This window comes from Gaetbulibacter aquiaggeris, assembly GCF_044003965.1.
In the GTDB taxonomy this organism is placed as follows: domain Bacteria; phylum Bacteroidota; class Bacteroidia; order Flavobacteriales; family Flavobacteriaceae; genus Yeosuana; species Yeosuana aquiaggeris.
The window spans coordinates 88,792-114,690 of record NZ_JBAWKC010000003.1; the positions used below are offsets into that span (position 1 = coordinate 88,792).

General features: G+C 32.4%; 26 protein-coding genes and 1 other RNA gene. 14 read left to right on the top strand and 13 right to left on the bottom strand.

The features are described from left to right. Positions 1-44 precede the first annotated feature (44 nt). The 4 genes from V8G56_RS09630 to V8G56_RS09645 all read right to left on the bottom strand — a co-directional run bounded on the left by V8G56_RS09630 (position 45) and on the right by V8G56_RS09645 (position 7,381). Positions 45-1,934: a beta-N-acetylhexosaminidase gene (locus tag V8G56_RS09630; protein WP_395438244.1), complete on the bottom strand. Its 1,890-nt coding sequence runs from the start codon at positions 1,932-1,934 to the stop codon at positions 45-47. A 41-nt stretch (positions 1,935-1,975) separates the two neighbouring features. Next, entirely contained in the window at positions 1,976-3,145 is a 1,170-nt protein-coding gene (locus tag V8G56_RS09635) for an endonuclease/exonuclease/phosphatase family protein (RefSeq protein WP_395438245.1), read from the bottom strand. 76 nt (positions 3,146-3,221) lie between these two features. Then, positions 3,222-5,642 (bottom strand): TonB-dependent receptor, encoded by a 2,421-nt coding sequence (locus V8G56_RS09640; protein ID WP_395438246.1) that lies wholly within the window; start codon positions 5,640-5,642, stop codon positions 3,222-3,224. Positions 5,643-5,695: 53 nt separating this feature from the next. Then, positions 5,696-7,381 (bottom strand): M23 family metallopeptidase, encoded by a 1,686-nt coding sequence (locus V8G56_RS09645; protein WP_395438247.1) that lies wholly within the window; start codon positions 7,379-7,381, stop codon positions 5,696-5,698. A gap of 221 nt (positions 7,382-7,602) precedes the next feature. Between V8G56_RS09645 and V8G56_RS09650 the strand changes: the two genes are divergently transcribed. From V8G56_RS09650 to rny, 4 genes are all read left to right on the top strand, one after another. Then, positions 7,603-7,893 (top strand): hypothetical protein, encoded by a 291-nt coding sequence (locus V8G56_RS09650; RefSeq protein WP_395438248.1) that lies wholly within the window; start codon positions 7,603-7,605, stop codon positions 7,891-7,893. A 16-nt stretch (positions 7,894-7,909) separates the two neighbouring features. Further along, positions 7,910-8,203 (top strand): cell division protein ZapA, encoded by a 294-nt coding sequence (locus V8G56_RS09655; protein ID WP_331632261.1) that lies wholly within the window; start codon positions 7,910-7,912, stop codon positions 8,201-8,203. Between the two features lie 54 nt (positions 8,204-8,257). Further along, positions 8,258-8,364: non-coding RNA, 6S RNA (gene ssrS, locus V8G56_RS09660), on the top strand. A 55-nt stretch (positions 8,365-8,419) separates the two neighbouring features. After that, positions 8,420-9,994 (top strand): ribonuclease Y, encoded by a 1,575-nt coding sequence (gene rny, locus V8G56_RS09665; RefSeq protein WP_395438249.1) that lies wholly within the window; start codon positions 8,420-8,422, stop codon positions 9,992-9,994. A 47-nt stretch (positions 9,995-10,041) separates the two neighbouring features. Here the strand turns inward: rny and xerA are convergent, their stop codons facing one another. Further along, positions 10,042-10,938 (bottom strand): site-specific tyrosine recombinase/integron integrase, encoded by an 897-nt coding sequence (gene xerA / locus V8G56_RS09670; RefSeq protein ID WP_395438645.1) that lies wholly within the window; start codon positions 10,936-10,938, stop codon positions 10,042-10,044. Between the two features lie 154 nt (positions 10,939-11,092). Here xerA and V8G56_RS09675 point away from each other — a divergent pair, with 154 nt between their 5' ends. From V8G56_RS09675 to V8G56_RS09685, 3 genes are all read left to right on the top strand, one after another. After that, entirely contained in the window at positions 11,093-11,644 is a 552-nt protein-coding gene (locus V8G56_RS09675) for a hypothetical protein (protein ID WP_395438250.1), read from the top strand. Positions 11,645-11,808: 164 nt separating this feature from the next. Next, positions 11,809-12,408: a porin family protein gene (locus V8G56_RS09680; protein WP_395438251.1), complete on the top strand. Its 600-nt coding sequence runs from the start codon at positions 11,809-11,811 to the stop codon at positions 12,406-12,408. A gap of 210 nt (positions 12,409-12,618) precedes the next feature. After that, a complete protein-coding gene (locus V8G56_RS09685; RefSeq protein ID WP_395438252.1) occupies positions 12,619-13,185 on the top strand; it encodes a porin family protein in 567 nt (188 codons plus the stop codon). Positions 13,186-13,244: 59 nt separating this feature from the next. Here the strand turns inward: V8G56_RS09685 and V8G56_RS09690 are convergent, their stop codons facing one another. Next, positions 13,245-13,580: a TM2 domain-containing protein gene (locus V8G56_RS09690; RefSeq protein WP_395438253.1), complete on the bottom strand. Its 336-nt coding sequence runs from the start codon at positions 13,578-13,580 to the stop codon at positions 13,245-13,247. Between the two features lie 42 nt (positions 13,581-13,622). On the opposite strand from V8G56_RS09690, the gene V8G56_RS09695 reads away from it, so the two are divergent. The 3 genes from V8G56_RS09695 (at position 13,623) to V8G56_RS09705 (ending at position 15,588) form a co-directional block, all read left to right on the top strand. Continuing rightward, a complete protein-coding gene (locus V8G56_RS09695; RefSeq protein WP_395438254.1) occupies positions 13,623-14,504 on the top strand; it encodes a hypothetical protein in 882 nt (293 codons plus the stop codon). A gap of 25 nt (positions 14,505-14,529) precedes the next feature. Continuing rightward, a complete protein-coding gene (gene aroQ, locus V8G56_RS09700; protein ID WP_395438255.1) occupies positions 14,530-14,946 on the top strand; it encodes a type II 3-dehydroquinate dehydratase in 417 nt (138 codons plus the stop codon). 87 nt (positions 14,947-15,033) lie between these two features. After that, positions 15,034-15,588: an outer membrane beta-barrel protein gene (locus tag V8G56_RS09705; protein WP_395438256.1), complete on the top strand. Its 555-nt coding sequence runs from the start codon at positions 15,034-15,036 to the stop codon at positions 15,586-15,588. 191 nt (positions 15,589-15,779) lie between these two features. On the opposite strand, the gene lpdA is transcribed toward V8G56_RS09705, so the two are convergent. Next, complete coding sequence (lpdA, locus tag V8G56_RS09710) at positions 15,780-17,156, bottom strand: dihydrolipoyl dehydrogenase (protein WP_331630143.1); 1,377 nt, start codon at positions 17,154-17,156, stop codon at positions 15,780-15,782. A gap of 116 nt (positions 17,157-17,272) precedes the next feature. Here lpdA and V8G56_RS09715 point away from each other — a divergent pair, with 116 nt between their 5' ends. Both V8G56_RS09715 and V8G56_RS09720 read left to right on the top strand, forming a co-directional pair. Beyond that, positions 17,273-18,556, top strand: a complete 1,284-nt coding sequence (locus V8G56_RS09715; protein WP_395438257.1) for an NAD(P)/FAD-dependent oxidoreductase — start codon at positions 17,273-17,275, stop codon at positions 18,554-18,556. A gap of 131 nt (positions 18,557-18,687) precedes the next feature. Beyond that, positions 18,688-19,620: a nuclear transport factor 2 family protein gene (locus tag V8G56_RS09720; protein ID WP_395438258.1), complete on the top strand. Its 933-nt coding sequence runs from the start codon at positions 18,688-18,690 to the stop codon at positions 19,618-19,620. 53 nt (positions 19,621-19,673) lie between these two features. Here the strand turns inward: V8G56_RS09720 and V8G56_RS09725 are convergent, their stop codons facing one another. From V8G56_RS09725 to msrB (V8G56_RS09735), 3 genes are read right to left on the bottom strand one after another with little or no spacing between them, the layout of a single operon-like run. Next, positions 19,674-20,222 carry a DUF1572 family protein gene (locus V8G56_RS09725; protein ID WP_395438259.1) on the bottom strand — a complete coding sequence of 183 codons (549 nt, stop codon included), beginning with the start codon at positions 20,220-20,222 and terminating at the stop codon, positions 19,674-19,676. Beyond that, positions 20,215-20,613, bottom strand: coding sequence for a peptide-methionine (R)-S-oxide reductase MsrB (gene msrB, locus V8G56_RS09730; RefSeq protein WP_395438260.1), 399 nt, complete (start codon positions 20,611-20,613; stop codon positions 20,215-20,217). Before msrB (V8G56_RS09730) ends, V8G56_RS09725 begins: the two co-directional genes overlap by 8 nt. Further along, the gene (msrB, locus tag V8G56_RS09735) at positions 20,606-21,088 is read right to left on the bottom strand and encodes a peptide-methionine (R)-S-oxide reductase MsrB (RefSeq protein WP_395438261.1); all 483 of its coding nucleotides are present in this window, start codon (positions 21,086-21,088) and stop codon (positions 20,606-20,608) included. Before msrB (V8G56_RS09735) ends, msrB (V8G56_RS09730) begins: the two co-directional genes overlap by 8 nt. A 144-nt stretch (positions 21,089-21,232) precedes the next feature. Here msrB (V8G56_RS09735) and V8G56_RS09740 point away from each other — a divergent pair, with 144 nt between their 5' ends. Both V8G56_RS09740 and V8G56_RS09745 read left to right on the top strand, forming a co-directional pair. After that, positions 21,233-22,057, top strand: a complete 825-nt coding sequence (locus tag V8G56_RS09740) for a M48 family metallopeptidase (protein WP_395438262.1) — start codon at positions 21,233-21,235, stop codon at positions 22,055-22,057. A gap of 66 nt (positions 22,058-22,123) precedes the next feature. Beyond that, entirely contained in the window at positions 22,124-23,461 is a 1,338-nt protein-coding gene (locus tag V8G56_RS09745; RefSeq protein WP_395438263.1) for an MFS transporter, read from the top strand. Positions 23,462-23,518: 57 nt separating this feature from the next. Here the strand turns inward: V8G56_RS09745 and V8G56_RS09750 are convergent, their stop codons facing one another. From V8G56_RS09750 to V8G56_RS09760, 3 genes are read right to left on the bottom strand one after another with little or no spacing between them, the layout of a single operon-like run. After that, entirely contained in the window at positions 23,519-24,253 is a 735-nt protein-coding gene (locus V8G56_RS09750) for a head GIN domain-containing protein (protein WP_395438264.1), read from the bottom strand. A 24-nt stretch (positions 24,254-24,277) separates the two neighbouring features. After that, positions 24,278-25,357 (bottom strand): hypothetical protein, encoded by a 1,080-nt coding sequence (locus tag V8G56_RS09755; RefSeq protein WP_395438265.1) that lies wholly within the window; start codon positions 25,355-25,357, stop codon positions 24,278-24,280. Then, a complete protein-coding gene (locus tag V8G56_RS09760) occupies positions 25,335-25,898 on the bottom strand; it encodes a hypothetical protein (protein ID WP_395438266.1) in 564 nt (187 codons plus the stop codon). The genes V8G56_RS09755 and V8G56_RS09760 overlap by 23 nt, the downstream gene beginning before the upstream one ends. Between the last annotated feature and the right edge of the window lies 1 nt (position 25,899).

The window sequence follows — 25,899 nt, forward strand, 5'->3', positions numbered from 1 at the left end:
ATTTTTTAATAATTTATAGAAGCTCATTTCGCTTTGATTTCGTGCTATTTACCTGATCTTTTTACCAGTTCTGATCTGTGAATTTTTAAAGCTCTTCCTATGGGCATGCCATTTCTAAAGGTCTGAGTTCGCAAACTTAAATTGCCTTCTGGAATGACAAATGGTTCATTGTATTTTAAACCAAACTTTACAGGATAGGTATTGTTAATTGTGTAAAATATTTCTGTATCTGGAATGGAATTTTTTAATTCACATAGGAGCTGATCATCCTTTATATATACGTTTATAATGGGATCTAAAACAGCTTTTGAAATGTTGAGATGGGCATTATCAAATCTTGTAAAATGCTCTTCAACTCTTGGAATAAAATCATTCCAATTTTTTAATTCTTTTGGACTCCATAAAGTTTCTGATAAAGCAAATGCTCTGGGATACGTCATATAAAAAGCAAAAGGCATAGTGGGTATTTTTTCGGTCCAAACATTGCCCTGACCACCTAAAATATATTTTGGATCTGTATTTTCAGGCACAGGTTCAAAACTATAGCATGTCTCTAAGCTTAAATCATTATAAATGACATTTTCAACACTGTGGTCACCTTGTGTATAATCCAAATAAGAATAGGTTGTTGGAGTCATCACCACATGATGCCCTAATTTGGCAGCCTCTATGCCACCTTTCATACCGCGCCAGCTCATAACCGTGGCGTCTTCGGCTAAGCCGCCTTCTAATATTTCATCCCAGCCTATTAATTTTTTACCTTTTGATTGGATTATTTTTTCAACTCTTTTTACAAAATAACTCTGAAGTTCTTCACTATTAGACAGGTTATTTTCTTTCATAAATAACTGGACCTTTTCATCTTCTTCCCAAAAACCTTTATAACATTCATCCCCACCCATATGAATAAAATCTCCAGGGAATAATTGCGCGACTTCGGTAAACACTTTATCAACAAATTCATAAACTTGTTCATCTGCTGGGTTTAAGGTATTTTCAATAAGCATCTTAAAGGTACCATTGCCATACCATTCAGAAAATTTAGATCCTGGATTCACAAATTTAGATTCTTGTTTGGTAGAAAGCTCTGGATATGCCGCAAGTGCCGCCATACTATGACCTGGCATGTCAATCTCAGGAACAATCGTTATATTTCGGTTTAAGGCGTACTGAACCACGTCCTTTATTTCTTCTTGAGTGTAAAAACCACCATAAGTAGCCTTTTCACCTGGTTTAGGATAAGGTCTTTCTTTTCCAAAATCACCATAACGTTCCACTCTCCAGGCACCCACTTCTGTTAATTTTGGCAATGATTTTATTTCTATACGCCAGCCTTCATCATCGGTTAAATGCCAGTGAAAAACATTAAATTTATATTGAGACATTTTATCAATAAAGGCTTTGACTTCATCAACCGTAAAAAAATGTCTGCTCACATCAAGATGCAAGCCTCTCCAATTAAATCGTGGATAGTCTTTAATTTCACAACCATTTAAAGTTAATGATGTTAAAGTCTGTTCATTCTTTTCAAATTCAGAAGGGAACAATTGTCTCAAGGATTGTAATCCGTTAAAAATTCCTGAAGCCTTATTGGCACTTAATAGTATTTTGTCTTTTTTAATATCCAGAAGATAGCCTTCGGTCCCTAATTCATCATTAATAGCTTCTAATAAAGTGATAATGATGGAACCCGCATTATTCTTTTTAGTTTTAGGAGAAATCTGTATGCCTTTTTCTTTTAAAAGGTTTTCAAAATGGTTAGTATAATTAATGACTTCTTTATCCTTAGTTCGAATGTCAAATACTACCCCACGATTAATCTCAAAATGGTCTTTTGTTAAATTGAAATTTACAGGCTTGGGGATAATGTTGTTTTGCGCATAACTTATTTGAAAGGTAATGGCGATCAATAATATTTTTAGGAAATTTTTCATTTTTAAGAGTATTTAAAGGCTAAAAATAAATATTTATTTTTTTATTTTGATAAGATAACCTTTCTATTGCCCACTTCTTTTTTATCTAATATTAATTTGACATAATAAATTCCAATTGTTAATCCTTTTGGGGTCCATTGGTATACAGTTTGTCCATTAGGTATTTTTTCAGATAAAATTAATTGTCCTAAAACATTATATATTTGAATTTCTGCATTCCCATAAGTATTGTGAAATGAAAAGGTGGTTTCTGATTTAAAGGGATTTGGATAATTTATAAACTGAGTAGTATCTTTTTCAGGAACCTCTTTTATACCCAGGCCAGAATCCATTAACAGTTTTAAGGCAACGGGCCGGTGATCTGTAACATTCTGGTTATATTCATCCCAGCCACCTGTCAAATAGTCCTCTATTTTTAATGTTTGAATACTGGAATCACTTAGTCCAAATTCATCAAATAGTTCATTAGAAATTAAAATATGGTCTAAATGTGAAGGCCATGATGGATAAGACCAATGAGAGCTATTTCCTGTAGCAATATCAAAATCTGTAAACAAATAATTTGTAGGATCATTTAAAACATCTTCAAAGACATTATTAATGGAAGGATCTGTTAATTCATCATTTAAATCACCAACAAGAATGATATTTTCATTTGGAAGGTCTAAATCCATGAAGGATTTTAATAAATACATGGCTTCATATCTTCGGTATTCTTCATCACTGGGATCACTTAAATTTAATAGACCGTCACCACAACATTTTAAATGATTATTAATAATAAAAATCTTTTGGTTTTGGTAAGTAATATCTATCACCATTGGAGCCCTTGGAAATGTGTTCCAGTAAGCTGATGTTGAATAAATTCTGTAAACCTTATTAATGGTAATGACATCAGGTTTATATAAAAAAGCCAGACCATCATAATAAGTTGACTCAATTTTACCTTTATAATTGGTCAGGTTGCTTACCAATTGATCAAAGGCAGCTATTTCACTTACTTCTTGAATAGCAATAAAATCAACATTCAATGCTTCTATTATCTGGGTAGCATAATCAATGCTTATTTGACCGTTTTTAGGAAATGTTTCAATGTTCCACGTCATTATTTCAAAAGTATTCTCTGACCCAAAAGACGGATTTTCTTGGGTTTGAGCTTTTATAAAGATTCCACTCAGAAGAAATCCTGTAAAAATTAGGAATCTTTTCATTTTATATAGAAATAACAAGACAATTTATATTTACTATAAAATTAAAGTTAAAAAGGGGAACTTTATTATTTTAATACTAAAACTTCATGGTCGTTCTGACGTTAAAAACCCGAGGCGTTAAATAATTTGGAATAGCATACTGGCGCTTGCTATAAACATCTCTTACCCAAGTATTGGTAATAGAGTTTTGAACATCAAACAGGTTAAATATTTCAATCCCAAATGATAATTCTTTAAAAGGTTTTTTCCAGCCGCTTTTAAATTGTTTTTTTTCATCAACAAGCACAAATAGCAATCCTAAATCTGCTCTTTTATAAGCAGGTAATCTGTTTTGATATTCATAGGGATCTGCATAACTAGGAGAGCCTCCTGGTAAACCCGTATTGTAAACCAAATTTAAATACATTTTCATATTTGGTATATTAGGAACATAATCCTGAAATAAGGCTGCAAATTTCAATCTTTGGTCCGTTGGTCTGGCAATATAACCTCTATTGTCAATGTTTTCTTCAGTTTTTAAATATCCAAAGCTAAACCATGATTCAGTCCCAGGAACAAATTCGCCATTCAATCGCATATCCAATCCATAGGCATAAGCTTTCGCATTATTGGTAGCACTATAGCGAATTCTAACATTCTCTAGAGTATAAGGATTGACATCATTCAAGTTTTTATAATAAGCCTCTGTCGTCAATTTAAATGGCCTGTCCCACATTTTAAAACTATAATCATTGCCTAGAACTAAATGTATTGATTGTTGCGCTTTGACATCTGGTTGAACAGTGGCCGTTCTATCGCGTAATTCTCTATAAAACGGTGGTTGGTAATAAAGACCGGCAGCAATTCTAAAAAGCATGTCTTTTCGCCAAGAGGGTTTAATTGCAAATTGTGCTCTTGGGCTAAATACTGTTTGATTTGAAGATTCAATATTTTCTCCTGAAACGGACCAATTATGCACCCTTACACCGGCATTATACCAAACATCACTGGTGCCAATGGTAGAACGCTTACTCCATTGTGTGTAGGCCTGTAATCTGTTAATTTTGGCATTATTGGTAGCCCTTACATTTTGATAGGCAACTAACGGCCCTTCATATGGCGTATAAGGTTGTTCATTAAAAAAGTCAAGTTTTGGCGGATTTAAAGAAAAGCCTGCAGAATCTATTACTTCCCATTCAACCAAACGATCACGAATGTCTTCATGAGTATATTTAACAGACCATTCTATTTGGTTGGAGTTTATATTGTAAGATCCTTTGTGCTCTATATTAGTAATAAGCGCATCCAGATCATTTCTTCCGTGATTTAATTGGCCTCCAATACCCTCGCTAAATTCTACTTCCCCTAAATTCTCATCTCCAATATTGGCATTTACCTGTCCAAGATTATATTGTGCTAAAATATCAAAGTATTCTTCTTCAGTGGTATGATAGGTTGAAGCAATTAAATGCAAGTTAAGCTTGTCATTCGCAAAATAAGTGCCTTTAAATGCTCCAAACAAGGTTTGATATTGGTCTTTTTCTTGACCTTGATAATACACAATCAGAGCTAAGGGATCCGTTAATGTTCCAAAATTTGTTTGTCTTGTTTGTGGTTGATAACTGTATTTGTTTAATGAGGCATTTCCCAGAAAACTTAAATGAAACTTGTCAGTAAATTTATAAGTGAGGTAGGTTTGAACATCAGCAAATACAGGGTCATAATTAGTTTCTGTTTCTTTGGCATTCACCAAAAGACTATTATCCCTATAGCGCAATCCAACAATACCTGATAGTTTTGAATCTTTACTAATGCCTTCAACAGAAACGCTGCCACCCAACAGACTTAAATCAGCATTCACTTCAAATTGATAAGGATTTTTGTATGTAATATCTAACACGGAAGATAATTTATCACCAAATTTGGCTTGAAATCCACCGGAAGAAAAATCGACATTTTGAACCAAATCTGTATTTACAAAACTCAAACCCTCTTGCTGACCGGAACGTATTAAAAAAGGGCGGTAAATTTCAATATCATTCACATAAACCAGATTTTCATCATAGTTACCACCTCTTACGGCATATTGGGTACTTAATTCATTATTGTTACTTACTCCAGGAAGCGTCATTAATAAATTTTCAACTCCTGCATTAGCACCAGGTATTTTTCTAATGGTTTCAGGGTTTAAAGTTGTCACACCTTTAACATCATTTTGTCTTTTACCTGAAATGATAATGGTCGCGATCTGTTCAACAGAAATACTCATTACCGGGTTAAATTCAAAAGTTTCTCCATTTTTAAGATTAAAGGTACTTTCAATCTTTTTATGTGAAATATGAGTAAATTCAACAACAACATCTTGGTTTGATTGGATTTTTAATAAATAAAAACCATTGTCATTCGTTACCGTTCCAGTAGTTCCCGTTTTAATATTAACATTTGAAATAGGTAAATTATTACTATCTAAAATAATCCCTTTTATAGTGGCTGTTTGTGAATGCACTATACAAAGCATTAATAAAAAAAGCAAATTGAGATATATAGATTTGTTATTCAAATGATTGTGCTTTATTTTCTGTAAAATAGTGCTTCAAAAGTAGAACTATTTCCTACATTATCAGTTACAATTAGCTTTAAATTATTTTTTGTATCCGTTATATTACCATCATTAAAATCATAAGTTAATGTTTTGGTTTTGTATTCATATTCCATCAAAATCCATTTCCCATTAACAGTCGCTCTGTAATTTGAAATACCCGATAAATCATCCTCAATTTTAATTTTTAAAAATCTAAAATTGCTTAACCATTGTCCGTCCCTAAAATTGTCAGGGGTAATAGTGGGCTTTGTATTATCGGTGGTGAGGGCATAGGTGCCAAGTGTTTTTGTTAGAGTATAAAGGGTATTATCATTTCTTCTAGTATACGAATAGGAAGGATATTTTCTATAACCAACAAGTTCTGCTATATACAATTTTCTTTTGTCTTCATCAGAGTATTTGCTCACATCAAAATTGATTTTAATACTTTTCTTTAATGGTACAATGTCTTTATGGAGCATTAAGGTGTCATTTGAAACCTTAAAATCAATATAGAAGTTTTCATAAAAGGTATTTGAAAATAAATCAACTGAGATATTGCCTTCTTTTAAAGTAGTCGTCTGGTCTGCATAAATATAATAAGGCGTTGTTTGGGGTTTTATGGTTTCAATAACTTCACTTTTCTGACCTTTAATATTTACAGTGACCCATGTTTCATTATTTTTAAAATCAGTAATTCTTATTTTGTAAACAGAGTTAGTACTATCAGGAATTTTTACGTAACCATTATTTAAAACAGACTGAAATAAACTCAAAGGATTATTATCATCAAACAATTTCTGTACGCGTTGTTTTTGTGTCTTAAACATCTCATAATCTATTAATCTGTTAATATGAGATGATTCATCAAATGAGAATTTTTTAAAGTCTATTTCAAAGTTTTGATTGCCATTAAAAAAGGTTTCTATTTTAAAAACGCCGTTATTATTTGCAGCTAAATCTTGTCGGTCGGATGTGTTTATTCCAAAACCAATTTTCCCAAAGGCTTCAATATTTTCAGCTATATAATCGCCACTTTTTAGCGGGATCAATCTTAATTTTTGTTTCGCATTTGATTTCTTAACATAAGAGCTGTCTCCAACAGGATAAACATATAACGAACTAACAATTGGTTTTACCGAATCTTTAATGTCAATACCAAACAGCATAGGGTTTATAGGACGTTCTTCTTTATCTCTAATTTCAAAGTGAAGATGCGGTGCTTCAGAACCACCAGAATTACCGCTATAGGCCACAATATCACCTTTTTCATATTTTATTTGTCCGGCTTCAGGAAATAATTCAATTTCATAGGATTCCTGTTTATATTGTTGCTTTTTTACATAAGCTTCAATTTCTGGATTGTAGTTAAGTAAATGTGCGTAGACAGAGGTGTATCCGTTAGGATGTGTTATATATAGAGCTTTTCCATAGCCATAATGAGATACTTTAATTCTGCTAACAAAGCCATCTGCAACGGCCATAACTTTTAAACCGGTTCGATTTTGAGTTTTTATATCTAAACCAGAATGAAAATGATTGGATCTTAATTCTGCAAAAGATCCGGCAAGAATAAGTGGGATTTCTAATGGGTTACCAAAATAGTCTTGAGGATAACTATTTTGTGCATATGAAACAGAACATAAAAAGGTCAGGGAGATAAGGGCTAATCGCATAAAAACGTTTTTTTACTAAATAAATTTTAGATTGATTTTTAAAACTCTTCAGTATTATTGCTAAATTATTAATTTGTCATGAATACACAAAGAATAAAACAAAATACAAGCCATTGTATTGATACTGAGCACATCCTGTAGATTTAAAAATTTTATTGAAAAACAATTGTAATTTATGGCAATCTATGTTAACTTTGTGAGATACCTATTGAAATTTGTAAATGAGTAGTATTGAAGATATTGTAGATTCTCTAGAAAATAAAATAAGTAAAATATTACATAAACTAGAGGTTTTAAAACAAACTAATTCAAAATTAAAAGAAGAATTAAAAGTTTCAGAACAGAATCTTCAAAGTCAAAAGTTGCTAACTACAACTTGGGAAGAAAAATATGAAGCTCTTAAAATTGCAAACTCAATATTAGGTAGTGACGAAAACAAAAGAGAAACTAAGCTTAAAATAAATGCATTAATTAGGGATATTGACCATTGTATTGCTCAACTTGCCGATTAGTGTATAACATAAATCAATGTCAGAAAAGCTTAAAATAAAGCTGTCTATAGCTAACAGAGTATATCCTTTAACTATTGATGCAAGTCAGGAAGAAGGATTACGTAAAGCGGCTAAAAACATTGAAGCTATGATAAAACAGTTTGAGCAAAGTTATTCTGTTAGAGATAAACAAGATGTATTGGCTATGTGCGCTCTGCAATTTGCATCTCAAGTAGAACAGAAAACTATTGACAAAGAGAATGTAAATGAGCATGTTGAGGAAAAATTAAATGCCCTTAATAGTTTATTGAATTCTTATTTGATCTCTTAACGTTCTTTAAAATAAATAAAAGTTACTGCCTACATTGGATATTTTTTTTGATAAACTCAACGTTAATTCTTTAAAAAGGGTGAGTTTAAGTTGTAAAAGCATGCTGCCTTGAGCAGATCCTTGATCAGCTTGTTAGCCCTAAACTTGTTTTTAAGGAGTTTATACAAAATCTTAAACTGGTGTAGGCTTTTTTTATATTTAAACTAACTAATTACAATGGACAACTCAATTATATTAATTGCTGGAGGTGTTATATTAGGATTACTAATAGGATACATTATAGCGAAAGTTTTAGAAAGAAATAATGCATCAAAACTGATAAAGGGCGCTAAAAAAAGTGCTACGGCCATCATTAAGGAAGCGAATCTTGAAGGAGAATCAGTTAAAAAGGACAAAATCCTTCAGGCTAAAGAAAAATTTTTAGAGCTTAAGTCAGAACATGAAAAGGTCATTTTAGCACGTGACAAAAAAATTGCTGAAGCTGAAAAACGTACACGGGATAAGGAGTCTCAAATATCTTCAGAATTGGCAAAAGTCAAAAAGAATAATGAAGATTTAGAGATTAAATTGAAAGATTATGAACACCGAGTTGATATTCTTGATAAAAAGAAGGTGGAAATAGACAGACTTCATAAAAGTCAGGTAGAACAGCTAGAAGTTATTTCAAGTCTTTCTGCTGAAGATGCTAAAGCCCAGCTTATAGAATCACTAAAAGGGGAAGCCAAAAATGATGCGATGGCTTATGTGCAATCTGCTGTTGAAGAAGCTAAATTGACGGCTCAGCAAGAAGCTAAAAAGATCATTATTAATACCATTCAACGTATAGGAACTGAAGAGGCTATTGATAATTGTGTCTCTGTATTTAATATAGAATCTGATGATGTTAAAGGGCGAATTATTGGTAGAGAAGGCCGAAATATTAGAGCTATTGAAGCAGCAACGGGTGTTGAAATTATTGTAGATGATACGCCTGAAGCCATTATATTATCTTGTTTTGATTCGGTGAGAAGAGAAATTGCCAGACTTTCATTACATAAATTAGTGACTGATGGAAGAATTCATCCTGCTAGAATAGAAGAAGTAGTTAAGAAAACCAAAAAACAAATAGATCAGGAAATTATAGAAGTTGGGAAGCGTACGGTTATTGATTTAGGTATTCATAATTTAAACCCAGAGTTGATAAAAATGGTTGGTAGGATGAAATATCGTTCTTCTTACGGACAAAATTTATTACAGCATTCACGTGAAGTAGCCAAACTTTGTGGCGTTATGGCAGCTGAGTTAGGTTTAAATCCAAAACTGGCAAAACGCGCTGGTCTATTACATGATATTGGTAAAGTGCCAGATGCAGAGGCAGATATGGAAACGCCACACGCTATTTTAGGAATGCAATGGGCAGAAAAATATGGCGAAATTCCTGAGGTCTGTAATGCCATTGGAGCGCATCATGATGAAGTAGAAATGAAATATTTAATTTCTCCGATAATACAGGTTTGCGATGCGATCTCTGGAGCACGTCCTGGAGCACGTCGTCAGGTATTGGATAGTTATATTCAAAGATTGAAAGATCTAGAAGATATTGCTTTTGGTTTCCAGGGTGTTAAAAAGGCCTATGCTATTCAGGCGGGCAGAGAATTACGTGTCATTGTAGAAAGTGAAAAAGTAGATGACCAAAAAGCAGCTGATTTATCGTTTAGTATTTCTCAGAAAGTTCAGACTGATATGACTTATCCAGGTCAGGTAAAGGTGACCGTCATCAGGGAAACGCGTGCGGTGAACATAGCAAAATAAAAAACTAATTATTCAATAATAAAAAAATCCGGCTTTTGCTGGATTTTTTATTTTCTGGGGTGATATTTTTCTACAATCTTTGAAAGATGACTTTTATCTAAGTGTACATAAATTTCTGTAGTAGTAATACTTTCATGTCCTAGCATCATTTGGATGGATCTTAAATCGGCATTATTTTGTAACAAATGGGTGGCGAATGAATGTCTGAAGGTATGAGGAGAAATACTTTTTTTAAGTCCTATTTTTTCTGCAAGTTGTTTAATCATAGTAAAAATCATAGCTCTGGTAAGTTGTTTTCCGCGTCTGTTTAAAAACAAGGTGTCTTCATGACCGGGTTGTATTTTTAAATGAGTTCTTATTTCATTGACATAAAGGTTAATGTACTTTTGAGTGTTTTTTAAAATGGGCACAAAGCGCTGCTTATCACCTTTACCTGTTACTTTTATAAAGCCTTCATCAAAAAACAAATCAGACATTTTTAAATTCGTTAATTCACTGACGCGTAAACCACATCCATACAGAGTTTCTAATATGGCTCTGTTTCTTTCACCTTCAGGGGTGCTTAAATCTATAGCCCCGATGAGCTTGTCAATTTCAAATTCGCTCAAGGTGTCCGGAAGTTTTCTGCCAATTTTAGGAGATTCAATTAAATCTAAGGGGTTTGATGTTCTGTAATCCTCAAAAATTAAAAAACTGAAAAAACTGCGTAAGCCTGAAAGAATGCGTGATTGTGTGCGTTCATTAACCACTTTAGCTATGTCATAATTAAACTGCTGTAGTACTTCCGTATTAATGGTTAAAGGTGATTGATTTATATCATTGTCTTCTAAATAGGTTATGAGTTTTTTAACATCGAGGGCGTAATTATCTATGGAGTTTTTTGATAAACCTCTTTCAATTTTTAAATAGAGTTTATAATCCTTTAGGGCATTTAACCATTTCATAGAAGTAAAAATAGAACAAATAAGTGATATTTCTGGAGTTAAATATAAATTCCCAGAAGCTAACATTTATCATTTTTTATGTTATTAAAAAAGCGTAATGTTATACGATTTATTTTATAATAAAAAAAAATAACAATTAAAAAAATAGAGCATTATGAAAAAATTATTATTATTTGCTGCTGTGGTAGTTTTTGGGTCATGGAATATTAATGCTCAAGATGAAGTTCAAGGAAATCAAACCTCTCAAGGCAAATGGTTAATAGAAGCTAACACTGGTTTCTCTGCGGGTGGTGGGGAATTAGGGCTTATTCAGCACACGGCAAATACGGGTTTTGGATTAGTGTCTGTTGATGGAACAACCATTTGGTCTTTGGGTGTTGAGGGCGGTTATTTTGTAATGGATGACTTAGCTATTAAAGCTGGACTTGGTTATACTGATTATGATGGAGACTCTGTATTCACCTATAAATTAGGAGCTAAATACTATATTATGAGTCAAATACCCATTCAAGTTGATGTTAATGGTGCTAGTATAAAGGATTTTGATGAAAATCCATTATGGCTAGGTTTGCAAGGGGGCTATGCTATCTTTTTAGGTGAAAATGTAAGTATTGAACCTGGGCTAAGATATAGTCTGTCTTTGAATGAAGATTTTACAGATGAAGGAATTTTTGAAGTTCGTGTTGGGTTTGCTTTACATTTCTAAAATTTTAATAATGACTATCATATTTTTTATTTAAACATATTATAAGTATTAAAATTATTAAAAATAAAATAATCATAAAAAAACAAATAAATTAACATTATTTTTAATAATGTAGGGATTATTAACTATTTATATTATTGATTAATCAATTAAATCTAAACATTATGAAAAAAATTATTTTACTTGCTGCTATTGCAGTTTTTGGATTTTGGAATATAAATGCACAAGACGTAAAGTTTGGTGTTAAGGGAGGTGTCAATTTTGCAACTATTACCGGCGATGAGACACAAGGTGTTAAAGGCAGAACATCTTTGCACGTAGGTGCTGTATCTGAATTTGTTATTTCAGATAAGTTTTCTATTCAACCGGAATTGTTATATTCTGCCCAAGGGGCAAAGTATGAAGATGAAGTTTTTAAAGAGACCATAAAACTGGATTACTTAAATTTACCTATCATGGCTAAGTTTTATGTGGCTAATGGGTTTAGTTTAGAAGCAGGCCCTCAAGTAGGGTTTTTACTCTCGGCTAAAGGCAAAGTAGAAGCAGGCGGTGAGTCTATAGAAGCCGATATTAAAGAATTATTCAAAGGTATAGACTTTGGCTTTAATTTTGGAGTTGGCTATAAACTTCCAAGCGGTATTAATTTTGGTGCAAGATATAATTTAGGATTATCAAACATTATAGAACCGGATTCTGAATTTAATGTAGGTGATGTTAAAAATCAAAATGGGGTTATCCAATTATCTCTTGGGTATTTCTTTTAAGACTTTGTGTTCATAAATTTTTATAAAACAATATATTTTTTGTCGTTTAACTATATCATAATTGTTAATCTTAGTCACTCATTGTATTAAGTTTAAAATATTATTTAGGTAATCATTTATGAAAAATAAAAAAAGAGGCAAATAAATTAATCACGTATGAAAAAAACTACTACATTTAATACTAAATAACCAATTAAAAACTTAAAAAACATGAAAAAATCAATTTTATTATCACTAGTTTTTGTTTTAGGATTGCTAACCGTACATGCTCAAGGAATAAAACTTGGAGTTAAAGCGGGTGCAAATTTTGCCAGCCTTAGCGGCAATGACGCTGATATATTAAATTTAGATGGAAGAACATCTTTTCACTTAGGCGGTGTTGTCGTAATTGGAATATCAGAAAAGTTTGCTGTACAACCTGAACTTGTTTACTCTGCTCAAGGATTTACACTTAGTGAATTTGGAGTTGATGCTACTGGTAAACTGGACTATATTAACTTACCAATTTTAGCAGACTTTACTATTGCTGAAGGTTTTAGCATTCAAGCTGGTCCACAACTAGGATTTAATATTACTGATAAAATTGAGGCTGAAGGAGAATCTGAAAGCCTTGACGCTGAAGGTATTGATTTTGGTGCTGCTTTTGGTGCACAATACAAAATGAATTCTGGTTTATTTTTTCAGGCCCGTTATGCTTTAGGATTCAGTGAAGTTGTGAAAGATGTTGACATTAAAAACAATGTTATTTCTCTTTCTATAGGATATTTTTTCTTATAAAGAATCTTATTTAAAATTTAAAGGGACGCCATTGGCGTCCCTTTTTTTATATGTAAATCTTAAAAATTACCTTGTATCATATTAACTAAATCTATAACCCACCAAACACCAAGACCTCCAGCAGTTACAATAAACAATATATTATAAAGAACTGGCTTTTGGTAATACCATCTATGTCCTGCAGCCCAACCTAGAAAAAACCAAAGAATGATGCCTACTGTTAAATCTTTAGCAGCGGTTGAAGACGTTATGGGAGTATAAACAATTTCAGTATTACCTGTTGTAAGTTCAGTATTCGTATTCGTTTGTACTGTTCTTTTAACAGGAAAGGAGGCATAACTAGTGCTGTAAGCTAATACAACTACTATTAAGGTAAGTAAAAATTTAATTTTCATATGTAATTGGTTTAAGTTAGTTTAGCTAATATATAAAAAATAATGAAATTCAAAAAATACTTCCTTCAATTGAGCTTATTCCTTTTGCCAATTATTTCATGGTCACAAAACGCCTATGAATATATGGGCTTGGTAATGCTTAATGATTCAACGACAATTACTTATAAAATTTCAATAACTGAAAAAAATGGGTCTGTAAAAGGGTATTCATTAACAGATTTAGGAGGGGAGCACGAAACCCGATCAAATATTTTAGGGGAATATGATCACGTTAATAATGAATTGAATTTTAGAGAAACAAGCATTATTTATACAAAATCTCCTGTTACACAAGATGATTTTTGTTTTATTAATACCACTTTTAAAAAATTTAGTTTTGAAAAGTCAAATAAGATAAAGGCCAATTTTGTGGGTTTATTTTCAGATAACACAAGATGTATTGACGGACAATTATTTTTAAACTCCGTAGAAAAAATAGAAGCCAGAATGGATAAAATGGTTACAAAAATAAATAAATCGAATAAAATTGCTGATAGTACCAAGGTAAAGATCAATGCACTGCGATTGATGGATTCATTAAATTTAAATATTTTAAAAAAGGATCAAACCTTAAGTGTGTTTTCAAAATCTAAAAAGGTATCAATAAGGGTTTATGATGGTGGAAAAGAAGATGGTGATAAAATTACCATTTATGCTAATAAAAAAGTAGTGCTAAATAACTACGAAGCCAATAAAGAAAAAAGAATCATTTATCTCAATTTGTTTGATGATAAAACCTCCATTGTTATTAAAGCAGAGAACGAAGGAAAAATTACGCCTAATACCGTGATTGTTGAAATTGAAGATGGTAATAACAATATCAAAGCTTTATCAAATTTAAAACAAGGAGAAACCACACAAATTGATTTTTTGAAAGCTCAGTAGCCTCTTTTTTTTATACTTTTACTTTATGAAAAAACTAATCATCATTAACGGTCCTAATTTAAATTTATTAGGTAAGCGTGAACCTGCTATTTATGGCAGTCACACTTTTACTGAATTTTTAGAAGAAATCAAGACCAAATACCCTAAGATACAATTGACTTATTATCAATCTAATATAGAAGGAGAACTTATTGATAAGTTGCAGGAAGTTGGTTTTAGTTATGATGGTATTATATTAAATGCTGCGGCTTATACCCATACTTCAGTTGGATTGGGAGATGCTGTAAAAGCTATTGAAACGCCTGTGGTTGAAGTTCATATATCCAATACTTTTGCCAGAGAAGAATTTCGACACCAATCTTTTATTTCACCTAATGCCAGAGGCGTGATACTTGGTTTTGGCTTACAAAGTTATGAATTGGCTATTCAGAGTTTTTTGTAAAATTATATTGAATAGATATTTTTTATGTATTTTCTGATATACATTATATTAAAATATTATATTCTGCTAACTAACAAACAAAAAAAAATGAAACATATTTTATTAATTACAATCATGGTACTTGGAATTGCAAGTCTTAGTGCTCAGGAAAAAGGAAAAGTAAGAGTAGGATTAGATTTAGGTTATGCTTTTGCTTCTGCAGGTGGTGGGTTCCTTATATCTTTAGAACCCAAGTATAATTTAACAGATAATTCAAATATTGGCTTGCGTTTAGGTATGGCTGCTTATGGGAGAAGACTTGATGGAGTGGATTTAAGCGTAGAAACCAACTCAAATTATTTAGCTACATATGACTATTATTTTCATAAAGAAGGTTCTTCAACGGCACCATTTTTAGGCGCTGGTGCAGGTTTTTATCAATTGTCTGGTTTTAATTTTATCGAATTATTTTCTTTAGATGGGGAAGTAAAAGATGAAAGTAAATTTGGGGTTATGATTAGAGGTGGTGTAGAACTAGGAAAGTTAAGACTAGCTCTAGAATATAATTTTGTGTCTAAAACAGATTTTGGAAATAGTGAATTTAAGAACAGTTATTTAGGTGCAAGTATTGGCTTTTACTTAGGCGGAGGAGAATGGAAATAATAAAATAAATTGTGTTCCAATAAAAAATCCAATTCAATATTGAATTAGCTATTCAGAGTTTTTCATAAGACTTCTTAGATTTTTAGATTGATTATAATTTTATAAAAATCATATATAATAAAAAAGGTTTCAGAATTTCTGAAACCTTTTTTATATCTAAACAAGTCTAAAAATCTAACACTTCTAGGTGTCTATAAATGTATTACTTCACCATAAGCATCAGCAACAGCTTCCATAACGGCTTCACTCATCGTTGGATGCGGATGCACTGTTTTTAATACTTCATGACCCGTCGTTTCCAGTTTTCGGCCTAAAACAGCTTCCGCGATCATATCAGTAACACCGGCGCCAATCATATGGCAGCCTAACCATTCACCATATTTGGCATCAAAAATAACTTTTACAAAACCATCTTTGTTGCCACCAGCACTGGCTTTACCAGAGGCTGAGAAGGGGAATTTACCCACTTTAATTTCAATGCCTTTTTCTCTTGCTTGTTTTTCGGTTAAACCAACACTTGCAATTTCTGGTGAACAATAAGTACAACCCGGAATATTGCCATAATCTAAAGCTTCGACATGTTGACCGGCAATTTTTTCAACGCAAAGAATACCTTCAGCAGAGGCTACGTGAGCCAATGCCTGACCAGGTGTAACATCTCCAATTGCATAATATCCCGGGATATTGGTTTGGTAAAAACTATTTACCAAAATTTTATCTCTGTCAACAGCAATACCAACATCTTCTAAACCTATATTTTCAATATTTGTTTTAATGCCAACGGCACTTAAAATAATATCTGCTTCAAGTACTTCTTCACCTTTACTGGTTTTTACGGTGGCTTTTACGCCTTTTCCAGAAGTGTCTACTTTAGTAACTTCAGCAGAAGTCATAATATGAATACCGCTCTTTTTAAACGAGCGCTCTAATTGTTTTGAAACATCTTCGTCTTCAACAGGCACCACGTTTGGTAAAAATTCAACAATAGTAACTTCAGTACCCATAGAATTATAAAAATAGGCAAACTCAACACCAATGGCGCCAGAACCTACCACAATCATTTTTTTGGGTTGGGTAGGCAAGGTCATAGCTTCTCTATAACCAATAACTTTTTTACCATCCTGTGGTAAACTTGGCAATTCTCTTGAGCGTGCACCAGTTGCTACAATAATATGATCGGCACTATATTCAGTACCATTAACATCAATCTTTTTTCCCGGTTTTAGTTTCCCAAAACCTTCAATAACGTCAATTTTGTTCTTTTTCATTAAAAACTGAACCCCTTTGCTCATACCATCTGCCACACCACGACTGCGCTTAACAACGGCGTCAAAATCTTTATCATAGCTATTTACAGATAGACCATAGTCTCCTGCATGCTTTAAATATTCAAAGACTTGCGCAGATTTTAATAAGGCTTTTGTTGGAATACAACCCCAATTTAAACAAACACCACCAAGATTTTCTTTTTCAACAATAGCTGTTTTAAAACCTAACTGTGATGCTCTAATAGCTGTAACATAGCCACCGGGACCACTTCCAAGAACAATAATATCGTATTTACTCATGAGAATTATTTAATCATTATTTGAAGCCACGAATTTACGAAACCAATTTTGAATAAAGAATTACGAGCCTAATAAATTTATATCTTTTGTTACCTTTAGGGCGTTATAACTTGAATATGAACATACCTAAATCTAGTTTTCCAAGAATTATAATTATTGGCGGTGGTTTTGCTGGAATTTCTTTAGCCAGAAAATTATCTAAACAGGAAGTTCAAGTAGTTTTACTTGATAAAAATAATTATCACACTTTTCAACCCTTGTTATATCAAGTTTCTACAGGAGGTTTGGAGCCAGATTCAATAGCGTATCCTATTAGAAAAATACTAAAGGATTTTCCGAATTTTCATTTTAGAATGGCTCATGTACATGAGATTAATACAGTAAAAAATGAAGTAATAACTGATATTGGAATGCTGAAATTTGATTATTTGGTGGTTGCCTCAGGATCTGAAACCAATTATTTTGGCAATACTGAAATTGAGAATCACAGTATGGCCATGAAATCCATACCAGAGTCTCTTAATTTAAGGAGTTTAATTCTTGAGAATTTTGAAGATGCCTTATTGACTTCAGATTTGAACGAGCGTAATGCTTTAATGAATTTTGTGATTGTTGGTGCGGGTCCTACAGGTGTTGAATTGGCTGGTGCCTTGGCAGAAATAAAAAAGGGTATTTTACCAAAAGATTATCCTGATTTAGATACGAGAATGGTTCAGATAAATTTGATTCAATCAAGTGACAGAATACTAAAGGAAATGAGTGAGAATGCCTCTAAAAAAGCAGAGGACTTCTTAGAGCATTTAGGGGTTAATATTTGGAAAAATGTGAGGGTTTCTGGTTATGATGGTAAAATAGCAACCACTAATTCTGATTTAACTTTTGAAACGGCAACACTTATTTGGGCAGCAGGAGTAAAAGGCGCCACCATAAAAGGTTTGGATAGTGCTGAATTTGTAACTAAAGGAGAGCGTATTTTAGTGAATGAATATAATCAGGTGATGGGGTTCAACCACATATTCGCTATAGGTGATTTAGCCTGTATGGAATGTGAAGAATTTCCAAGAGGTTTGCCTATGATGGCACAACCCGCTATTCAACAAGGTCAGCAACTGGGAGATAATTTATTAAGATTAATTGAACAGAAAACAATGATACCATTTACCTATAAAGACAAAGGCGCTATGGCAACTGTTGGCAGAAACAAAGCCGTTGTTGATTTAAAGCATTTTAAATTCCAAGGTATTTTTGCCTGGTATGTATGGATGTTTGTACATTTATTTTTTTTAATTGGGTTTAGAAACAGACTGGTAGTATTCATCAATTGGGTATATAATTATATCCGTTTTGATAGAGAAGCGAGGTTAATTATAAGGCCTTTTAAAAAGAAACTTAAAGCCTAAATGTAAATATTGTCTCAATATTCATGATCTCTTAATCACTATAAAAAAAATAAAGTAGGTAATAACCCGCTGGTATTCAATATTTTTTTGCTAAATTCAAAAAAATATTAACCAACTTAAATTTAACAAAAATGAAAAAACATGTTATTATTGCCATGATGCTATTTACTTGCATCATGTTTTCACAAACCAAAAAAAATGGAACTGTTTACAATGAGCATCCTGCTATTAACGCAGTAGAGTCTATGACGCAGGCGTTTTATGCCGGAGATGCAGATAAAGTTGCCAGTTATTTAACAGATGATTTTAAATCTTATCAGGGAACAAGTTTGAATAAAGATGATAAAGGAAGAGATAAAGAATGGTTTTTAGGAGGTGTAAAATGGATAAAAGAAAATTGGTCTTATGTAAGTTATACAAGAACATCTGGTGCTTATCCGGATGCTATAGAATATAAAGGAGATTCAGGTATATGGGTACAAACCTGGGATCAGTTAAAAGCTATGGATAATGCTACGGGTGTGATGCTTGATATGCCTCAGCACCGTCTCTATAAAATGACCAGTGACAATAAAATTCAAACAATGATTATTTATGATAATGATCTACCCTGGGCTGAAAGGAGCAGAAGTTTTGCGCCGAGAACAAATGGAACCATTTATGTTAATCATGAATACATTAATACTGTTAGAAAAATGATGGGAGCATTGGCAAATGGTGATGCAGATAAAGCTTTCAGTTATTTTACTGATAATGCGGTCTTTACAAATTTAGATATGGCTGACGGTGAATCTCATACTGTTGCAGAGGAAAAAGAAGGATTTTTAGGAATGCTTAAAGATTGGACTATTGAGAGTATTGATGTGCGTGGATATCCTGATTATTTAGAATATGAATTGGGTAACTCCAAAGCTGTTCAATCATGGTGGACTGCAAGAATGACGAGAAAATCAGATGGTAAAAAAGTAAAATTACCATTAATGATGATTCATGATTTTAATGATGATGGGAAGATAACCAGAGAAGCTGGATACTATACAGCACAAGCGTTAGCTGCAAAGTAGCAGTTGACTAAAACATTATAAAAAAAGCCTTCAAATTTATTTGAAGGCTTTTTTTATGTATTGTCTTTGAATCGATGCTTTCCTTTATTTTCTAGAAATTTCTGATTATTGTACTGTAACGATTCTCCTTTTGGAATAGATAAAGATTGCCATTGTTTTCCTTTAATTAGTTTTCCTAAAAAGACCATTTGTCCTATATGATATGGATAATGACTCAATTGTCTATTAATAGCTTCGCTAATGGTATGAGCTTCGTTTCTGATGTAGATAATTTTTTCTAAATCATCATCTGTAATTGATTTTAAAGCAGATAAAAAACAATTCCATCCGTTGTTCCATCTGTTAATTAGTTCATCTTTAGTGGTAAAACTGTTAATAAACTCACCGTCTCGATTTCTCCAATTTTTTTCACCATCTTCTGTTAAAAAATCGGTCCATCTACTTAACATATTTCCTGATAAATGATTTACTAAAACAGCTATTGAATTAGTATCTGGGGCACATTCTTTTTGCAACTCTTCAAATGATAAAGAATTTATGGTTTTGTCGCCCAGACCTTTATAATGTTCAAATTGCTTTATAAAACCATTTAATTTATCCATTTTTTTTAAAATCTATGCTCAAAGAATTAACACAAAACCGTGTTCCAGTTTCAGTAGGGCCATCATTAAATACATGACCTAGATGTCCTCCACAGTTTGAGCAAACTATTTCTGTTCTCACCATGCCGTGCGACTTATCTAAAACATAATCAACGGTTCCTTTTATGGAGTCATCAAAACTTGGCCATCCACAATGCGCGTCAAATTTACTATTACTTTCAAATAAGGGTTGATGACAACCTGCGCATGTATAGGTACCATTTTCAAAATGGAGATTGAATTTTCCTGTATGAGGTCTTTCAGTACCTTTATTCCTAAGAACCCAATACTGTTCATCAGAAAGTTGTTCTTTCCATTCGGCATCTGTTTTTTCTATCTTATATTTATTCATTATCTGGTATAAATTTTAAAGCAATTCCGTTAATACAATGTCTTAATCCTGTCGTGTTTTTTGGGCCATCATTAAAAACATGCCCTAAATGGCTTCCGCAAGCGGCACAATGTTCTTCTTTTCCGTAAAATAAATCAGAACCACTTGAAAACGCAACATTTCCTTTAATTTCTTGATCAAAACTTGGCCATCCTGAACCAGAATCATATTTATTTTCGCTTTTAAATAATGGGGTTTTACAAGCGGCACAGACATAAACGCCTTTATCGTAATTTTTATTTAATGGACTAGAAAATTTAGCTTCTGTTCCATTTCGTCTTAAAACGTAATATTGTTCAGGCGTTAATTCTGCTTTCCATTCAGCCTCTGTTTTAGATACTTTAAAAGTGTTCGTTTCTTGTGATTTCTTTTTTTGAGCATTCCCATTACAGTTAAAAAGAACCACTGAAATAAATAAAATAATGATTTTTTTCATAACTAAATATTTTTTCTATTAGGTCGAAATGAAACTATAAACATAACATTAAAATCATGTAAATTATAAAACATAAAAATAATATTGTATAAAATAATTAAGGCTTGATTTTTGTATTTTTATCAAAAATTAAAATTGAACATAATGAAATCTAACAAAATTATTATTGCCCTAGCTTGTTTAGTCCTTTTAGTCTCATGTGCGACGAATCCATTTACGGGCAAACAGACCATGGCCTTGCCTGGAACTGAAAATAGTTCTTTATTTCCGGCATCATTTCAACAATATAATCAATTTTTAAGTGAAAATAAAGTTATAACCGGAACAACAGATGCCGCTATGGTCACCAGAGTTGGTCAGAAAATTGCAGTAGCTGCGGAACGTTGGTTAAGTGCCAATGGTCATATAGGTTATTTAAAAGACTATAAATGGGAGTATAATTTGGTTGATGATAAAGCGGTTAATGCTTGGTGTATGCCAGGGGGTAAAATCGTTGTGTATACAGGTATTTTACCAATAGCAAAAGGAGAGGCAGGTTTAGCAGCCATCATGGGTCATGAAGTGGCACATGCATTGGCTAATCACGGACAGCAACGTATGAGTGCTGGCATGCTGCAACAAATAGGTGCGGTTGGATTAAATGTTGCATTGCAAGACAATAAAAATATAGAACTTTTTAATCAGGCCTATGGTGTCGGCTCTCAAGTAGGCGTTATGTTGCCATTTAGCCGAAGTCATGAAACCGAAGCGGATAGTATTGGCCTGACCTTAATGGCGGTTGCTGGTTATAACCCTGATCAGGCTGCCGAATTATGGAAGCGCATGAATGCTCAAAGTGGAGGACAAGCGCCACCAGAATTTTTGAGTACTCACCCTTCAAATCAATCTAGAATAGCCAATCTTTCTGCTTTAGCTCCTAAAGCGAAAGAAGAGGCTAAAAAATTTGGTGTGACTAGCTTTAAAGATTAAAACTAATCTTCATTAAAATAATTTGTTTACTTTAGAAGCTGCTGTATAATAGCAGCTTTTTTTATTATGGGTGAATTAAAAAAAGGGAGTAAAAAATTACTAAATGCATGGGCTTTTTATGATTGGGCCAATTCGGTTTATACGCTTACAATCGCATCAACCATATTCCCCATTTTTTATGGAACTTTAAATTTTATTGATGATAATAAAGTGGATGTTTTTGGTCTTCAATTAAAGAATACGGCATTAATTTCTTTTGTTACCGCCTTTACATTTTTGGTAGTGGCTTTTACATCTCCTTTACTTTCTGGAATAGCCGATTATGTAGGTAATAAAAAAATGTTCATGCGTTTTTTCTGCTATTTAGGGGCCTTTGGGTGTTTTGGTTTATACTGGTTTAGTTTGGATTATATTTATTTAAGCTTGCTTTTTTATTTTTTTGGTCTTTTAGGGTACTGGGGTAGTTTGGTATTTTATAATTCGTATTTACCTGATATTGCATTTGAAGAACAACAAGATAAAGTAAGTGCCAAAGGCTTTAGCATGGGTTATATAGGTAGTGTTACCTTATTGGTATTAAACTTAGCCATGGTAATGAAACCGGAATGGTTTGGTTTTGATATTGGAACGACTGAATCAGAAAAGAATGCAGCCTCTATTTTAGCTATGCGTACGTCATTTATTACTGTGGGCTTATGGTGGGTCTTATTTAGCCAGTATTCATTTTATCATTTACCAAAAGGGATCCCAACCGGCAATAAAGTAAAAAGACATGTTATTTTTAATGGCATAAAAGAGCTTAAGATTGTTTGGAAAAGTTTAACCCATAATTTAAGGTTGAAACGATTTTTAAATGCTTTTTTTGTATACAGCATGGCGGTTCAAACCATTATGTTAGTAGCTACTTATTTTGGTGAACAAGAGATAAACTGGGGAAGTGAGAGTGAAAAAACAATGGGATTGATTGTGAGTATACTAATTATTCAGATTGTGGCCGTTTTTGGTGCTATTTTAACGTCAAGATCTTCCGCTAAATTTGGGAATATCAACACTTTAATTGGTATCAATATGGTCTGGATGTCCTTGTGTTTCTATGGTTACTTTGTTGAGACTCCGGTTCAATTCTATATTACGGCCAGTTTGGTTGGTTTCGTCATGGGAGGTATTCAATCCTTGTCCCGTTCCACTTATTCTAAATTTTTACCAAAAACAGATGATACAACTTCTTATTTCAGCTTTTTTGATGTAGCTGAAAAGATAGGAATTGTAATAGGAATGTTAATTTTTGGTATCATTGATCAAATTACGGGAAGTATGAGAAACTCCATTTTGTTTTTATTTATATTCTTTTTAATAGGTATTATTCTTTTGTTCAAAGTCCCAAAACAAAGTGTTGAGGCATAGAAAGAATAAAGGCGACACTTCAAAAGTATCGCCTTTATTCTTTTAATAATTTAAATTTTATTTTTTAATGCTACCTGAACCGGCAACTTTAGTATCTTCAGTTTTTGGATCGCCTTTATAGACAATATCTCCAGAACCAGTAACTCTCGCTTTTAAGTTTTCGTTGCAAACAACCTTGGCATCGCCTGATCCCGTAACTGAAACATCTGTATCATTAACTTGTAAATCATATCCATGAAAATCTCCTGAGCCTGTAACACTTGCTTCTAATTTATTCGATGTTCCTTTTAAAGTCAAATCTCCAGAACCTGTAATACTGGCTTTTGTTTTTGAAGCATTTATGTTTAATACAATATCACCGGAGCCATTTAAGGAAATGTCTAAATTATCGGAAGCTAATACATTGTCATTCCATAAATCTCCAGAACCCGCTAAGGAAACGTTTTCAATTTCTTTAAATGGAATGGTTATTTTAATAGATTTGTTTCTACTTGTTTTAAGATTAACATCATTCTTCACTTTCACAACTAAGGCGCCATTTTTAATTTCTGTAATAATATATTCTATTAAATTTTCTTCACCTTCTATAGTTATGTTTCCCTCTGTACCTTCAACTAAAACAAAGTCAAAAGAGCCAGCACATTTAACACCATCATAATCTGAGGTCGTTCTTGTCACTGTTGTTATATTTCCATTTCCTTTTATTGATTTACCCCATTGTGCATAAGAAGTTGAAACAAGGAAGAGGCAAGCTATTAAGAGTACTGTTTGATTTTTGATAGATGTTTGCATGTTATAAAATTTATTCATGGTGGATTAATTTTTCTTAAATGTCACACTTCCATAGTCAGAGTTAATCTTAATTAAATTTGAAGAGCCACTATTACCATAATAACCTCTGTAATAATTAGTGTTTGATTCGATGTTCTTTTTAGTAAATTCAAAATCAGAGGTGTTTTTCATGGATCCGTACTCAATATTTACATCAAAATTAAAGTGATAATCGGGATGATATCCAATGGTTATCCCTAAATAATCAGATTCTACCGTTAAATTGCCAGCGTTTGCAGTCATTTGATCAATTTTAAGAGAGCCATAATCACCTTTAATATTTACATTTTTATAGACTTCACCCAAACGCATGGTTAAATAATCACCATTGCCATTAACATTGTTTAATTTATTAATATAAATAGATCCATAATCACAATTAAAATTGACGTCTTCTGCAATTTCAATAACTGATTTTGTATAGTCAGCATTGACATCTAACTTTTTAGTTTTTGAAACGGTAAACCCACTATAATCTGCATTAATTTTTCCAGTATTGATATATTCAAAATAGCTGTCACTGGTATAGTCAAATGACAGAATATTATTTTCAGCCATTAATTCTTTGGTAGTAATTTTACCGTAATCACAACTGATGGTGGCTCTTCCTTCAAGTTTTTCTAAATTAATGCCTCCATAATCATTATTTAAATCCACACTATTAGTGATAGGCAGTTTTATGACATAATTTATTTCCATACTTACATTATTATTCCCCCAATTCCACCAGGACTTATTATTATTAAAGACTGTTTTTGCACTTACTAAACTTGAAGAAGCATTAAAATCTACATTAATTCCATCCAGTTTTTTCTGTACTTTTTCTTCGTCATTTCCGCTTACTTTTATAGTTACTTCAATAGATACCTTGTTACCGCTATATGTTGAGATATTTATATTGCCGTAACTATTGTCAATTTTTAATAAGGCATTACTATTAACGGAGTACTCCTTTTTAATTGTTTTTTCCTTGTTGTATTTTCCTGTTAAGCAGTTGTTGCTTAAAACGATTGCTGGTATTAAAAACAGTATACAAACTGTTTTATATAGTAATTGAGTTTTCATTGTTATTTTGTTTAAGTTGTTTTACATTTTCTATTGTTTCCATGACACTTTTTAATAAGTCTATTCTTGTTTGAAAATTTGAGATCATAGCATAAATAACGCGTTTATCATCACCACTGTTTGTTAAGTCTATTTTAAGTGATTCGTATTCTTTTTCAAGAATTTCCATTTGTTCCATAGCATCGTCAATGAGCTTTGCGGTGTCAGGTGTTTTGGCATCATTAAGTTTTAGTAATTCTTCTGAAATGGCTGTGGTAAAAAAACTTTGTGCTTGAGACATTTCAGGCGATACACTTGCTAAATCTTTAATCTTTTCAGATGGTTTTAATAAGGTTATGATACTAAAACAAAGTAATATTGAGGCTGCAATACTTAAAAATGGTTTCCAGAAATTAAACTTCCCTGAAGTATGGGTAATTGATGCTGAATTTTGATTTTTAAGTTTTGACAAAAAACGCTCTTGATGCCCAAAATTAGGATATTCAACATCAAAGTCTGAACGCATGTCTTGAAAGAGTTTATCAATAGTATCTTTTTTCATA

Coding starts and splice junctions, on each gene's coding strand:
- V8G56_RS09630 (WP_395438244.1), bottom strand. CDS start 1,934: ATGAAAAATTTCCTAAAAATATTATTGATCGCCATTACCTTTCAAATA.
- V8G56_RS09715 (WP_395438257.1), top strand. CDS start 17,273: ATGAACATACCTAAATCTAGTTTTCCAAGAATTATAATTATTGGCGGT.
- V8G56_RS09650 (WP_395438248.1), top strand. CDS start 7,603: ATGAGTAGTATTGAAGATATTGTAGATTCTCTAGAAAATAAAATAAGT.
- lpdA (WP_331630143.1), bottom strand. CDS start 17,156: ATGAGTAAATACGATATTATTGTTCTTGGAAGTGGTCCCGGTGGCTAT.
- msrB (WP_395438261.1), bottom strand. CDS start 21,088: ATGAAAAAAATCATTATTTTATTTATTTCAGTGGTTCTTTTTAACTGT.
- V8G56_RS09675 (WP_395438250.1), top strand. CDS start 11,093: ATGAAAAAATTATTATTATTTGCTGCTGTGGTAGTTTTTGGGTCATGG.
- V8G56_RS09685 (WP_395438252.1), top strand. CDS start 12,619: ATGAAAAAATCAATTTTATTATCACTAGTTTTTGTTTTAGGATTGCTA.
- msrB (WP_395438260.1), bottom strand. CDS start 20,613: ATGAATAAATATAAGATAGAAAAAACAGATGCCGAATGGAAAGAACAA.
- V8G56_RS09655 (WP_331632261.1), top strand. CDS start 7,910: ATGTCAGAAAAGCTTAAAATAAAGCTGTCTATAGCTAACAGAGTATAT.
- V8G56_RS09720 (WP_395438258.1), top strand. CDS start 18,688: ATGAAAAAACATGTTATTATTGCCATGATGCTATTTACTTGCATCATG.
- V8G56_RS09645 (WP_395438247.1), bottom strand. CDS start 7,381: ATGCGATTAGCCCTTATCTCCCTGACCTTTTTATGTTCTGTTTCATAT.
- V8G56_RS09755 (WP_395438265.1), bottom strand. CDS start 25,357: ATGAAAACTCAATTACTATATAAAACAGTTTGTATACTGTTTTTAATA.
- V8G56_RS09745 (WP_395438263.1), top strand. CDS start 22,124: ATGGGTGAATTAAAAAAAGGGAGTAAAAAATTACTAAATGCATGGGCT.
- V8G56_RS09705 (WP_395438256.1), top strand. CDS start 15,034: ATGAAACATATTTTATTAATTACAATCATGGTACTTGGAATTGCAAGT.
- V8G56_RS09750 (WP_395438264.1), bottom strand. CDS start 24,253: ATGCAAACATCTATCAAAAATCAAACAGTACTCTTAATAGCTTGCCTC.
- aroQ (WP_395438255.1), top strand. CDS start 14,530: ATGAAAAAACTAATCATCATTAACGGTCCTAATTTAAATTTATTAGGT.
- V8G56_RS09640 (WP_395438246.1), bottom strand. CDS start 5,642: ATGCTTTGTATAGTGCATTCACAAACAGCCACTATAAAAGGGATTATT.
- rny (WP_395438249.1), top strand. CDS start 8,420: ATGGACAACTCAATTATATTAATTGCTGGAGGTGTTATATTAGGATTA.
- V8G56_RS09740 (WP_395438262.1), top strand. CDS start 21,233: ATGAAATCTAACAAAATTATTATTGCCCTAGCTTGTTTAGTCCTTTTA.
- V8G56_RS09695 (WP_395438254.1), top strand. CDS start 13,623: ATGAAATTCAAAAAATACTTCCTTCAATTGAGCTTATTCCTTTTGCCA.
- V8G56_RS09690 (WP_395438253.1), bottom strand. CDS start 13,580: ATGAAAATTAAATTTTTACTTACCTTAATAGTAGTTGTATTAGCTTAC.
- V8G56_RS09760 (WP_395438266.1), bottom strand. CDS start 25,898: ATGAAAAAAGATACTATTGATAAACTCTTTCAAGACATGCGTTCAGAC.
- V8G56_RS09725 (WP_395438259.1), bottom strand. CDS start 20,222: ATGGATAAATTAAATGGTTTTATAAAGCAATTTGAACATTATAAAGGT.
- V8G56_RS09680 (WP_395438251.1), top strand. CDS start 11,809: ATGAAAAAAATTATTTTACTTGCTGCTATTGCAGTTTTTGGATTTTGG.
- V8G56_RS09635 (WP_395438245.1), bottom strand. CDS start 3,145: ATGAAAAGATTCCTAATTTTTACAGGATTTCTTCTGAGTGGAATCTTT.
- xerA (WP_395438645.1), bottom strand. CDS start 10,938: ATGAAATGGTTAAATGCCCTAAAGGATTATAAACTCTATTTAAAAATT.